This is a genomic window from Stenotrophomonas sp. a6 (genome assembly GCF_030913325.1).
Lineage (GTDB): Bacteria > Pseudomonadota > Gammaproteobacteria > Xanthomonadales > Xanthomonadaceae > Stenotrophomonas > Stenotrophomonas maltophilia.
The window spans coordinates 653,995-666,505 of sequence record NZ_CP133161.1; the positions used below are offsets into that span (position 1 = coordinate 653,995).

The following is a 12,511-nucleotide window of genomic DNA, read 5'->3' on the forward strand; positions in this document are numbered from 1 at the left end:
CACCGTGGACGGTCTGTTCTGGAACATCCAGCTGGCCAACTACTACGCCGTCCTGGAAACCACGGCGGCGGCGGTGGCCGTGCTGATCCTGATCTCCAGCCTCGATGATCTGTTCATCGACGTCTGGTACTGGGTGCGCGAGAGTTGGCGCGCGCTCACCATCAAGCGCCGCGAAGCGTACCGGCCGCTGACCCAGGAAGACCTGATGCAGCGGCCGCAACAGCCGCTGGCAATCATGGTGCCGGCGTGGATGGAGTACGACGTCATCGCGCAGATGGTGGAGAACATGATCAACGTGCTCGACTACCGTGAGTACGTCGTGTTCGTCGGCACCTATCCCAACGACCAGCAGACCATCGATGAAGTCGAGCGCATGCGCCGCCGCTACAAGCGCCTGCGCCGCGTGGAGGTGCCGCATGACGGGCCGACCAGCAAGGCCGACTGCCTGAACTGGCTGATCTTGGCGATCTTCGATTACGAGAAGCGCCACGACATCGAGTTCGCCGGCGTGATCCTGCACGACAGCGAGGACGTGCTGCACCCGATGGAACTGCGCTTCTACAACTACCTGCTGCCGCGCAAGGACATGATCCAGCTGCCGGTCACCTCGCTAGACCGCGAGTGGTACGAACTGGTGGCCGGGGTCTACATGGACGAGTTCGCCGAATGGCACGCCAAGGATCTGGTGGTGCGCGAGAGCGTGTCCGGCATGGTGCCGTCGGCCGGTGTTGGTACCTGTTTCTCGCGGCGCGCGCTGCTGGCATTGAGCGCGCAGACCGACAACCAGCCTTTCAACACCGACAGCCTCACCGAGGATTACGACGTCGGCGCGAGGCTGGCAGCCATGGGCATGCAGTCGATCTTCGCCCGCTTCCCCGTGCAGTTCCGCGTGCGCCGCCCATCCTGGTTCGGCTGGGGGCCGGTGCGCGAGCGCACCCAGCAGATGGCGCTGTGCGTTCGCGAGTACTTCCCCGACAACTTCCGCGCGTCGTACCGGCAGAAGGCGCGCTGGGTGCTGGGCATCGGCCTGCAGAGCTGGGAGTCGCTGGGCTGGCGCGGATCGCTGGCCACCAAGTACCTGCTGGCGCGCGACCGAAAGGGCATCATCACCTCGTTCGTCAGCATCATCGCCTACATCATCTTCCTGCAGCTGCTGCTGTTCTGGCTGTTGAAGATGACCGGGCTGTGGACGATGCAGTTTCCCAGCGTGTTCCAGGCCGGTACCTGGCAGATGAATGTCGCGCTGCTGACCACCGCAGCGCTGGCGACCCGGATCGTGCAGCGCTTCTACTTCGTCAACCGGTTGTACGGCTGGGAGCACGCGCTGATGTCGATCCCGCGCATGGTGGTCGGCAACATGATCAATTTCATGGCCACCGCCCGTGCCTGGAAGGTGTTCCTGGCCTACCTGCTGTTCGGCAAGCGCATGGTCTGGGACAAGACCATGCACGACTTCCCCGATGCGGCGCAGCTGGTGCAGACCCGCAAGCAGCTCGGTGAGCTGTTGACCACCTGGCAGGCGGTGGAACCCGAACGCCTGCAGCAGGCGCTGGAGCAGCAGCAGGCAGGCCGCCAGCAACCGCTGGGCCGCATCCTGCTCACCCAGGGCTGGTTGGATGATGAAACGCTGGCCGAGGCCATCGCCTTCCAGGGTGACCTGCCACGCGCGGTTATCGACGTGGACTACCTGCGCGCCTGCCAGTTCCCGATCAGTGCCGATGCCTGCGTGCAATGGCGCATGCTGCCGCTGCCGCCGCGCCAGGAAGGCACCCTGCGGCTGGCCGTGGCCAGCCCGCTGCCCGAAGACGCGTTGGCCCTGCTGAAGCAGGAAACGCGCAGCAACCACATTGAACAGAGCATCGCCCGCGAAAGCGAGATCAACGCCGGCCTGCGGCTGATCGGTGGCGACCGGCAATGGCAGCTGGACAACGTGCCCCTGCTGGGCGATCTGCTGGTGGAAATGCGCCTGATCGATCACGCACGCTTCGAGATCGCACTGGACGACTACATGCCGCAGCGCGACGGCCGCATTGGCGACTACCTGGTCAAGCAGGGCATCACCACTGAAGAGGCCGTGGCCCAGGCCATGCAGGAGCAGCGCCGGCGTGCGGCCACGCTGCAGTCACCGCCGCCCGGAGCCTTGCCGGCATGAAGACCACGCTGCTGTCCACTGTCATCACCGTGGCATTGGCCACGGCCGCCGCGCCGGTGCTGGCACAGACCGATGCACCACTGCCATTGTCCGGTGCCGCCTACCGCATCGCCGAGCAGGCGTTTGCCGCCTATGAACGTGGCGATTACCCCGCGGCCTACCGGCAGTCCAGCGAAGCGATCCGGTTGCGCCCGGACGTGGTGCGGCTGCGCCTGCTGCAGATCTATGCGCTGCAGAAACTGGGGCGGGGTGCCGAGGCGCAGCAGCAGGCACGTCGTGCACTGGATGCGGGGTTGAAGGATCCGGCCTTGCCGGCGCTGGCCGCTGCGCCCAGGACGAGCACAGGTGCGGCGCGTACCGGAGCGGTACCGCGTGCACCCGCAACGGTGACCGACCGCAATAGCCGGCAGGCCTATATGCTGGCAACCGAAGCCTATGCGGCCTACGACGCCGGGCAGATGGGCGTCGCCGCCAGCAAGGCCGAGCAGGCGTTCCGGCAGCAGCCGCAACAGGGCGCATGGGCGCTGCTGTGGGTGGCGGCGCTGGAGGCACAGCAACAGCCCGGACAGGCCGACGCCGCCATCGGTACCGCGCTGCAGCTGGGCGCACCGAATGTCGAGGAGTTGCGCGCACGGCGCGTGGCACTGGGCCGCCAACGCGCGCTGCTGCTGGCCCAGCAGGCCTATCAATCGCTGTCTGCAGGTGAGAATGCCGCCGCCATTGAGCAGGCGCACGCTGCCGTGGAGCTGACCCCCGACGTTGCTTCATACCGGTTGCTGCTGATCACCGCGCAGCTGCAGGGCGATCAACTGGCCGACGCCGAGCACAGTGCTGATGCGGCATTGCAGGTGGATGCCAACGACCTCAATGCACGGGTGATGCGCGGCTACCTGCGCCAGCGCCAGGGCAATACCGTGCTCGCCAATGAGGACTTCGACACCGCACTCGCTGCGCCGGGGTCAGCAATGCAGCAGCGCAACGTGCGCCTGCTGGCGGTGGATGCGGCGCTGGCCGCAGGCGATCGGTTGCGCGCAGCTGCACTGCTGGCACCGTTGCAGGCGGCGGTACCGGCAGGTGAAGGCGATGCACGGTCACAGCAGCTTTTGCAGCAAGGCATCGAGCAACGCAGCCGGGCGATCCGCTCCAGTCGCGAGCTTCCCCGCATCGGTGCCGAAGCGTACCTGGCACCAGTCCAGCACTGCCAGTCCGTTGACAGCGGCAGCGTCTGCGAGCTGATGCCGGCCGACCTGCAGGGCGATGGTGGTGCCGCACAGCGTGCCTACGCTGCCTATGCGCGCCAGGATTACGCCGATGCCATCGGTGAGGCACGGCAGGCCGTGCAACTCGCGCCGGACGACGCGAACCTGCAAGGCCTGCTGACCACCACGCTGGCGGCGGGCAACCGTGCCCAGCAGGACGAAGCGCGGCAGCGCCTGGATGCGGCACTGGCACAGCGCCCTGATGACGCGGGGGCGCTGATGCAGCGCGGCTACCTCAACCAGAAGGCCCATGAGCCGGCGCGCGCACTGGCCGACTTCCGGGCCGCCGAGGCCACCGGCAAGGCACCGAAAAGCGTAGTGCTCGACCAGGCCTACGCCAGCGCAGCCAACGGTGACCATCCACAGGCGGTGACGCTGCTGCGTAGCGCCATTGATCGCGCCGATGCCGGTGAGCTGCCACTGGATGAACGCCAACGCTACAACGTGCGCAATGCCATCGCCAATTACTCGCGCGAGTGGGGCGTGATCGCCTCGGCGGGTTTCCGTGGTGCGCGCCAGGCGGCGACCAATGTCGGCGGTGCAGCGATCAGCACGCCGGGCGATTCGGTGTTCAGCACGCTGGAGGCGTTCTGGCGGCCCCCGGCCTTCAACGACCAGCATGGCACGCTGGAACTCTACGCACGCCTGCTCAACACGCTGTACGACGAGGGCGGCACTTACGAATCGATCCGCGCGGTGGACCCGTGCACCGGCGAATCAACGCCGGATGCGCGCGCACGCGCCGAGCGCCTCAGCCATTCGCGTTCCACCACCGGCTGGCCGTCCACCATCGCTTCGTTCGGCATGCGCTACGCCTTCGGCCAGACCGGCCTGAGCGCCGGCCTCGAGCGCCGCCAGTTCCTCGGCAGCGCAACCCGCCAGGGCGAGGTCTACCCCGCATCGGCGGCCGTGCAGTGCCGCCTGCAGCTGGCCCGGAACCCGCCACTGGAAGCCAGCACGCTGGCCCGCTACCGCTTGGCCAGCGATTCCGGTGGCTGGATGTCCTACCTGACCTATGGCTATTACCACGGCATCGATCTGCGCACCGACGTCAACCAGTGGTGGATGGTCAGCGGCTACGCGCAGGGCGGCTATACCTGGGATGACAACAGCGCGCACTTCACCCTCGATGCACTCGATGCCAATGGCACGCCGGTGCGTCGAATCGGCGATGCCAACGGCCGCCTGCATCGCGAACAGTGGTTCGCTGCCGGTGAACTACGCGCCGGGCGCAGCTTCCGCTTTGGTGCCGGGCAGACTCATTGGGTGGTCACGCCGTATGTGGTGGTGGGGGCGGACTGGCTGGACCAGCGCTCGCGGGTGCACGACATCCGTTACCCGCTGTTCCCGGCGCAGTCGTTCGCGCTCAACGATACGCAGCGCAGCTGGTCATTCGGCGCAGGGCCAGGCGTGGGCGTGCGCTACTGGTTCCGCGAGGACCACTACAACACGCCGCGTTCCTACCTGGACCTGACCGTGCAGTACCGCTTCGCGATCGGCGGTGGTGATACGCAGCGTGCCAAGGGCCTGTTCGCCACCGCCATCCTCTACTACTGAGGCAGGCCCCAACGTCGTCGCAGCGCCGCGGCCTGCGGCGTGTCCTGGGTCAGCCACGGCTCCAGCGCATAGACCAGCACGTGCTGCGCACCGCTGTCGCGTGCCCACGCCAGCTGCCGCTGGATGCGCGCGGCATCGGCGGTTTCGCCCTTGAACCCGCTGCCATCAGCGGGACCGCCGGGCAGCTCGCGGAACAACTCAACGATCGCATCGAAACCGATGCCGTGTGCGTGGAAATGATCGAGCAGCGGTTGCAGCTGCTGCACGTTGCCAGCGCCGGCAACGCCCACGCCGTCCTGCACCATCGGCCGCAGCGTGGCCTGTGCCAGCACCGCCTGCCACAGCATGACCAGGTTGCCGTCGGTCTGCAGGCGGCTGAAGTAGCAGGAAATCGCACAGTCGCCGCCGCGCGCGCTGGCGGCCTCCACCAGCCGGTGCAGCCATTGCGCCAGCCACTGCTGGCGGGCCGGGTCAGCCCAGTGGTACTGCTCCAGTTCGTAGGGCAGGTACCAGCCCTCGAAGGCCGGCTGCTGCGCCCAGGGGGCCTGTGCCAACCAGTTGCGTGCATGCGCGAGGCTGTCGGCCAGGAACGCCTGCAGCGTGGCATCGTCGGCCCCGATCGCCTGCCACCAGCGTTGCTGGAAGGGCAGGCCGACGCGGATGCGGATGTCGTTCTCGCTGGCCGCGGTGAACAGCTGCTGCAGGCTGCCGTCGGGCAGCGACCAGTCGCCGTCGCTGCCACCGACGATGCCAGTCCACTGCAGCACCAGCTGACGGCAGCCCAACGTACGCGCAAGCTTCAAGGATCGCTGCCAGTCGGCCAGGCCCCACTGCAGGTGGCTGCGCCACGGCTGCAGGAAGGTGCCATCCACCTGCACCGGCAGCGAGCAGCCGGGCAGGGTGGCGAGCATGCTGGCCAACGGCGCCAGCACCGCCGCGCGCAGCAGCCGGCGGCGCAACGGCGAAGACGGATCCGCGGGAAGGTCGGGCCGAACCATGCCTGCATCATCCCAGAGCGCCGTGCGTGGCGGGTGAACCCCGCGCCTGGTAGTGCCGGCCGCTGGCCGGCATCGCGCCCAAGGTGGCAGGTGAATCACCACCCGGTAGTGCCGGCCGCTGGCCGGCATCGCGCCCCGGATGGCAGGTGAATCACCATCTGGTAGTGCCGGCCGCTGGCCGGCATCGCGCCCCGGATGGCAGGTGAATCACCACCTGGTAGTGCCGGCCGCTGGCCGGCATCGCCTACCGCTTATTCCAGCGCGTAGCGCAGGGTGAACAGCACCGCCACCAGCCACACCGCCGGATGCACTTCGCGCCAGCGCCCGGTACCCGCCTTCAGCGCGGCATAGGCGATGAAGCCGAACGCCAGGCCGTTGGCAATCGAGTAGGTGAACGGCATCGCCAGCGCACACAGCGCCGCCGGCACCGATTCGGTCAGGTCGCTCCAGTCCACTTCCACCAGCTCACGCAGCATCAGGCCAGCCACGAACAACAGGGCCGGCGCGGTGGCATAGCTGGGCACCATCGCTGCCAACGGCGAGAACAGCAGCGCCGCCAGAAACAGCGCCGACACCACCAGTGCGGTCAGGCCGGTGCGGCCGCCCACCTGCACGCCGGAGGCGCTTTCGGCAAAGGCCGTGGTGCTGCTGGTGCCGAGCATCGAGCCCGCCACGATCGCGGTGCTGTCGGCCAGCAGCGCGCGGCCGAAACGCTTCTGCGCGCCCGGCAGCTTCAGCAGGCCAGCCCGGCCGACTACGCCGTACAGGGTACCGGTGGCATCGAACACTTCCACCAGCACGAACACCAGCACCACCTGCAGAAGTACTGCGATGGGTGCGCCGCCGTCATGGTGCAGCAGGCCCGGCAGGTCCAGCTGCAGGAAGGTGGGTGCAAGGCTCGGCGGCAGCGAGACCAGACCCTGGTACTGCACGTCGCCCAATGCCCAGCCAGCGCCGGTCACGGCCAGGATGCCGATCAGGATCGCACCGCGGATGCGGCGCGCTTCCAGCACCGCGATCAGCAGGAAGCCGGCCAGTGCCAGCAGCGGCGGCGCCGTGTTCAACGGGCCCAGTGCCACCAGCGTGTCTTCATTGCCGACGATCACGCCCGACTTCTGCAGCGCGATGATCGCCAGGAACAGGCCGATGCCGGCCACGATGGCCGAGCGCAGCGATGAGGGAATACCCGATACCAGCCACGCGCGTACTCCGGTCAGCGACAGCACCAGGAACACCAGGCCTGAGATGAACACCGCACCCAGTGCCTGCTGCCACGGCAGGCCGGCGGCGCCGACCACGGTGAAGGCGAAGAACGCGTTCAGGCCCATGCCTGGTGCCATGCCGACCGGGAAGTTGGCGGCCAGCGCCATCACCGCCGAACCCAGTGCGGCGGCCAGGCAGGTGGCCACGAACACCGCGCCCGCATCCATGCCGGTGGTGCCGAGAATCTCGGGGTTCACGAAGACGATGTAGGACATCGTCAGGAAGGTGGTGACACCGGCCAGCAGCTCGGTGCGCACGGTGGTGCCGTGCTGCTGCAGCTGGAACAGGCGCTCGAACAGGGACATGGGGCTTCTCGCGACAGTAAGGTGTCACGACCAACGGTCGTGACCTACCCGAATGCAGAACGTGGGTACCGACCGTTGGTCGGTACGCTTCAAAGCGTCACCACCAACGGTGGTGACCTACCGAAATGAGAAAGGCCGCGCGAGCGCGGCCTTTCCGGTTGCCTTACTTCAGCGCCTTGAAGCGCAGGCGCTTCGGCGCGGCGTCGTCGCCCATGCGGCGGCGCTTGTCTTCTTCGTACTCGCGGTAGTTGCCCTGGAAGAACTCCACGTGCGAGTCGCCTTCGAACGCCAGGATGTGGGTCGCAATGCGATCCAGGAACCAGCGGTCGTGCGAAATGACGAAGGTGTTGCCCGGGAACTCCAGCAGCGCATCTTCCAGCGCACGCAGGGTTTCGATGTCCAGGTCGTTGGACGGTTCGTCGAGCAGCAGCACGTTGCCACCCTGCAGCAGGGTCTTGGCCATGTGCAGGCGGCCACGCTCACCACCGGACAGCGAACCGACCATCTTCTGCTGGTCCTGGCCCTTGAAGTTGAAGCGGCCGATGTAGGCGCGCGACTGGATCTCGATGCCGTTGATGTTGAGGATGTCCAGGCCGCCAGCGATTTCCTGGAAGACGTTGTGGTTGCCTTCCAGCGCGTCGCGGCTCTGGTCCACGTAGGACAGCTTCACGGTCGGGCCGACCACGATCTCGCCGGTATCCGGCTTTTCCTGGCCGGTGATCATCTTGAACAGGGTCGACTTACCGGCACCGTTCGGGCCGATGATGCCGACGATGGCACCGGCCGGCACCAGGAAGCTCAGGTTGTCGAACAGCAGGCGGTCGCCGAACTTCTTGGAGACGTTCTTGAACTCCATCACCGCATTGCCCAGGCGCTCGCCCGGCGGGATGAAGATTTCGTTGGTCTCGTTGCGCTTCTGGTAATCGACCGACTGCAGCTCTTCCAGGCGGGCCAGACGGGCCTTGCCCTTGGTGCGGCCGCCCTTGGCGTTCTGGCGCGACCACTCCAGTTCCTTCTGGATCGCCTTCTGGCGGGCCTTTTCCTGGTTGTCTTCCTGCTTCAGGCGCTCGTCCTTCTGGGTCAGCCAGTCGGTGTAGTTGCCCTTCCACGGAATGCCGCGGCCGCGGTCCAGTTCCAGGATCCACTCGGCGGCGTTGTCCAGGAAGTAGCGATCGTGGGTGACGGCCACCACGGTGCCGGTGTAGCGCGCCAGGAACTGTTCCAGCCATTCCACCGACTCGGCGTCGAGGTGGTTGGTCGGTTCGTCGAGCAGCAGCATGTCCGGCTTCTGCAGCAGCAGGCGGCACAGGGCCACGCGGCGCTTTTCACCACCTGACAGCTTGCCGACGATGGCATCCCACGGCGGCAGGCGCAGCGCGTCGGCGGCCACGTCCAGCTGGTTTTCCAGCGTGTGTGCGTCGCCAGCGGCCAGGATCGCCTCCAGGCGCTCCTGTTCCTTGGCCAGCGCGTCGAAGTCGGCGCCTTCCTCGGCGTAGGCGGCGTACACCGCTTCCAGCGCGGCCTGGGCCTGCAGCACTTCGCCCACGCCTTCCTCGACCGCTTCACGCACGGTCTTGGTCGGGTCCAGTTCCGGTTCCTGCGCCAGGTAACCGACCTTGATGCCCGGCTGCGGGCGGGCCTCGCCCTCGAAATCGGTGTCCACGCCGGCCATGATCTTCAGCACGGTGGACTTGCCGGCGCCGTTCAGGCCCAGCAGGCCGATCTTCGCGCCCGGGAAGAAGGACAGCGAGATGTCCTTGATGATCTGCCGCTTGGGCGGGACCACCTTGGACACGCGGTTCATGGTGTAGATGTATTGCGAGGACATGCGGTCTCCGTAGGCGCGGCCCTGCGCCCGACCCGTCACGGGTAGATCCCGTTGCGGCAGCGGGCACAGACTGAAATGGAATACCGCCAATTATAGCCGGAACCGGTTCCGGGCCGCTCCCGGGAGGCGCCGCCGGGCTGGCTATCGCCTGAATACTCGGTCACAGTCCTGCAGCGGGAAGCGTTTCCAGCCGGAAACGGTTCAGATCGGTTGCGCAATATGGGCTCACCACCCACCAAGCAGAGGTCTGACATGCGCATCAATCGAGTAATGGCCAGTGCCGTGGCCTCTGTGCTGGCACTGGGCGCCGTGGCCCCGGCATTCGCCGACAACGACCATCGCCGCGACCACGACCGCCGTGAATGGCGCGAGGATCGCCGTGAGTGGCGCCAGGAGCGCCGCGACTGGGAGCGCGACCGCCGCGAGGCCCGTCGCGACTGGGAGCGCGACCGCCGCGACTGGCACCGCGACCATGACCGCTACTACCGTCCGGCACCGCCGCGGGTGGTCTATCGCCCTGCCTATGGCCCCGGCTACGGCTGGAAGGTCGGCCACCGCTACCGCGACTACTACCGTGGCCCGATCTACGTGGTGAACGACTACCCGCGCTACAACCTGCGCCGCCCGCCGTACGGCCACCAGTGGATCCGCGATGATCGCGGCAACATGCTGCTGGTCGCCATCGCGACCGGTGTGATCGCCCAGTACGTACTCAGCAGCCGCTGAGATCGCGGCCGGGGTCAGACCCCTTTCCATCGGAAAGGGCTCTGACCCCACAACATCCCTCGAAACCATACGGGGCCGGATTCCTTCGGGAATGCCGGCCCCGTCCGTTTCGGCCCCAGCGGGCCAGTGCGGGGCTACAATCGAGGGCTGAGCCGTACCCCTTTTCCCTGCCTGCTGGAGTACCCGATGTTCCCGCGTGACGTCCGCATCGAATCCTACGATCCCGAACTGGCCAAGGCCATCGCCGCTGAAACCCAGCGCCAGGAAGACCACGTCGAGCTGATCGCCAGCGAGAACTACACCAGCCCGGCGGTGATGGAAGCCCAGGGCAGCCAGCTGACCAACAAGTACGCCGAAGGCTACCCGGGCAAGCGCTACTACGGCGGCTGCGAATACGTGGACATCGCCGAGCAGCTGGCGATCGACCGCCTGAAGCAGCTGTTCGGTGCGGACTATGCCAACGTGCAGCCGCACAGCGGTTCGCAGGCCAACCAGGCCGTGTACTTCGCGCTGCTGCAGCCGGGCGACACCATCCTTGGCATGAGCCTGGCCCACGGCGGCCACCTCACCCACGGTGCCAAGGTGAATGCCTCGGGCAAGCTGTTCAACGCCGTGCAGTACGGCGTGAACGACCAGGGCCTGATCGATTACGACGAAGTCGAGCGCCTGGCCCTGGAGCACAAGCCGAAGATGGTCGTGGCTGGTTTCTCGGCCTACTCGCAGGTGATCGACTGGGCGCGCTTCCGTGCCATCGCCGACAAGGTCGGTGCCTACCTGTTCGTGGACATGGCGCACGTCGCCGGCCTGGTCGCCGCCGGCGTCTACCCGAGCCCGCTGGAACATGCTCACGTGGTCACCTCGACCACCCACAAGACCCTGCGCGGCCCGCGTGGCGGCATCATCGTCGCCAAGGGCGCCGACGAAGACCTGGTCAAGAAGCTGCAGTCGATCGTGTTCCCGGGCATCCAGGGTGGTCCGCTGATGCACGTCATCGCCGGCAAGGCCGTGGCCTTCAAGGAAGCGCTGGAACCGGGCTTCAAGGCCTATCAGCAGCAGGTGGTGAAGAACGCCCAGGCGATGGCCAACACGCTGATCGCGCGCGGCTACAAGATCGTCTCCGGTGGTACCCAGAACCACCTGATGCTGGTCGACATGATCGGCAAGGACGTGTCCGGCAAGGACGCGGAGGCCGCGCTGGGCAAGGCCCACATCACCGTCAACAAGAACTCGGTGCCGAACGACCCGCGCTCGCCGTTCGTGACCTCGGGCCTGCGCCTGGGCACCCCGGCGGTGACCACCCGTGGCTACGTCGAACAGGACTGCGTGGACCTGGCCAACTGGATCGCCGACGTGCTTGATGCACCGAACGACGACGCTGTCATCGCCCGCGTGCGCGACGCCGTCAGCGCGCAGTGCCGCAAGTACCCGGTCTACGGCTGATCGAAACAGGGGTCGGATCCCTTCCCGCAGGGAAGGGCTCTGACCCCGGTATTGGAGCAACCGCGCATGGATGAGCGCCGCCTCAAGTATCTGTACGTGGTGCTGGCCGCGCTGTTCGGCCTGCCCAGCCTTTTCGCGGGCGGCGTCGGTGCCTGCATCGCCCTGGTCATGGGGGTGATCGGCCTGGTCTCGCTGGATGCTGACAAGCTGTGGTTCGCTGCCGTCATGTGCGTCTGGGGAACGGCCGCGCTTGCCGGCCTGGTGGCCTGGGTCGCGCTCAGCGTCATCTGGTTGCGTGATGGACTGCAGGGCCTGCGCACGGCCTCGCCACGCTGGTGGTGGTTGCTGGGCATGGGCGTGCTGGCGGGCCTGCCGTTGCTGGGATTGGCGATATATACCTTCTCCGGGTTGGGCCCGGCGGTGGTGAGCGGTCTCTTCGCAGGGCCGTCGCTGCTGGTGCCCACCGGCATGCTGATGTTGCTGCGTGCGCGTGCCGATACCGTGGATGTGCCGCCCGTACGAGCGCGGGCATCGGAGTAACCGCGCATGGATGAGCGCCGCCTCAAGTACCTGTATGCCGCGTTGGCGGTACTGCTCGGCCTGCCCGGCCTGGCGATGGGCGGCGCGGTCGCGGTGATGTTCCTGGTTGTTGGCGTGCAATCCTTCGGCGGCAACCGCTCCCCCGATCTGGTGCCACTGCTGTGGGGCCTGGCCGGCGTGGCGGGTTGCCTGGCCTGGCTGTGGCTCAGCGCCGGCTACCTGCTGCAGGGCCGGGCCGGCCTGCAGGTGCGCGCGATCTGGTGGTGGCTGCTGCTGGCCGGTGGGCTGGCAGCGCCGCCGGTTCTCTGGATGACCGCATGGTTCGGCTTCCAGCAGGGGGGCGCCGCGTTGGAACTACTGCTGCTGGGGCCGTCGATGCTGGTACCGGCCGCCATGCTGGTGTGGCTCAAGCGCCGCGCCTGACGCGGCCAATCAAAGGGAAT

9 protein-coding genes are annotated in these 12,511 nt (G+C 67.2%); 6 read left to right on the top strand and 3 right to left on the bottom strand.

Annotated features, from left to right (window positions below; all coding sequences use genetic code 11):
• Positions 1-4 precede the first annotated feature (4 nt).
• On the top strand, positions 5-2,152 hold the full coding sequence (locus Q9Q79_RS02975) for a glycosyl transferase family protein (protein ID WP_138970073.1): 2,148 nt from the start codon (positions 5-7) through the stop codon (positions 2,150-2,152).
• Complete coding sequence (locus tag Q9Q79_RS02980) at positions 2,149-4,968, top strand: hypothetical protein (protein WP_201862223.1); 2,820 nt, start codon at positions 2,149-2,151, stop codon at positions 4,966-4,968. Before Q9Q79_RS02975 ends, Q9Q79_RS02980 begins: the two co-directional genes overlap by 4 nt.
• On the opposite strand, the gene Q9Q79_RS02985 is transcribed toward Q9Q79_RS02980, so the two are convergent.
• The 3 genes from Q9Q79_RS02985 to ettA all read right to left on the bottom strand — a co-directional run bounded on the left by Q9Q79_RS02985 (position 4,962) and on the right by ettA (position 9,362).
• A complete protein-coding gene (locus Q9Q79_RS02985) occupies positions 4,962-5,966 on the bottom strand; it encodes a DUF4434 domain-containing protein (protein ID WP_044569513.1) in 1,005 nt (334 codons plus the stop codon). The two genes, Q9Q79_RS02980 and Q9Q79_RS02985, sit on opposite strands and share 7 nt — an antisense overlap.
• 251 nt (positions 5,967-6,217) lie before the next feature.
• Complete coding sequence (locus Q9Q79_RS02990; protein ID WP_005408048.1) at positions 6,218-7,534, bottom strand: NCS2 family permease; 1,317 nt, start codon at positions 7,532-7,534, stop codon at positions 6,218-6,220.
• Between the two features lie 163 nt (positions 7,535-7,697).
• Positions 7,698-9,362, bottom strand: a complete 1,665-nt coding sequence (gene ettA / locus Q9Q79_RS02995) for an energy-dependent translational throttle protein EttA (protein ID WP_005408049.1) — start codon at positions 9,360-9,362, stop codon at positions 7,698-7,700.
• Between the two features lie 252 nt (positions 9,363-9,614).
• Between ettA and Q9Q79_RS03000 the strand changes: the two genes are divergently transcribed.
• From Q9Q79_RS03000 to Q9Q79_RS03015, 4 genes are all read left to right on the top strand, one after another.
• Positions 9,615-10,088: an RcnB family protein gene (locus tag Q9Q79_RS03000; RefSeq protein WP_012479128.1), complete on the top strand. Its 474-nt coding sequence runs from the start codon at positions 9,615-9,617 to the stop codon at positions 10,086-10,088.
• A gap of 186 nt (positions 10,089-10,274) precedes the next feature.
• Positions 10,275-11,528 (top strand): serine hydroxymethyltransferase, encoded by a 1,254-nt coding sequence (gene glyA / locus Q9Q79_RS03005; protein ID WP_010481990.1) that lies wholly within the window; start codon positions 10,275-10,277, stop codon positions 11,526-11,528.
• A 66-nt stretch (positions 11,529-11,594) separates the two neighbouring features.
• Entirely contained in the window at positions 11,595-12,068 is a 474-nt protein-coding gene (locus Q9Q79_RS03010) for a hypothetical protein (protein WP_049397397.1), read from the top strand.
• 6 nt (positions 12,069-12,074) lie between these two features.
• Positions 12,075-12,491 carry a hypothetical protein gene (locus Q9Q79_RS03015; protein WP_201862221.1) on the top strand — a complete coding sequence of 139 codons (417 nt, stop codon included), beginning with the start codon at positions 12,075-12,077 and terminating at the stop codon, positions 12,489-12,491.
• The last annotated feature ends 20 nt before the right edge of the window (positions 12,492-12,511 follow it).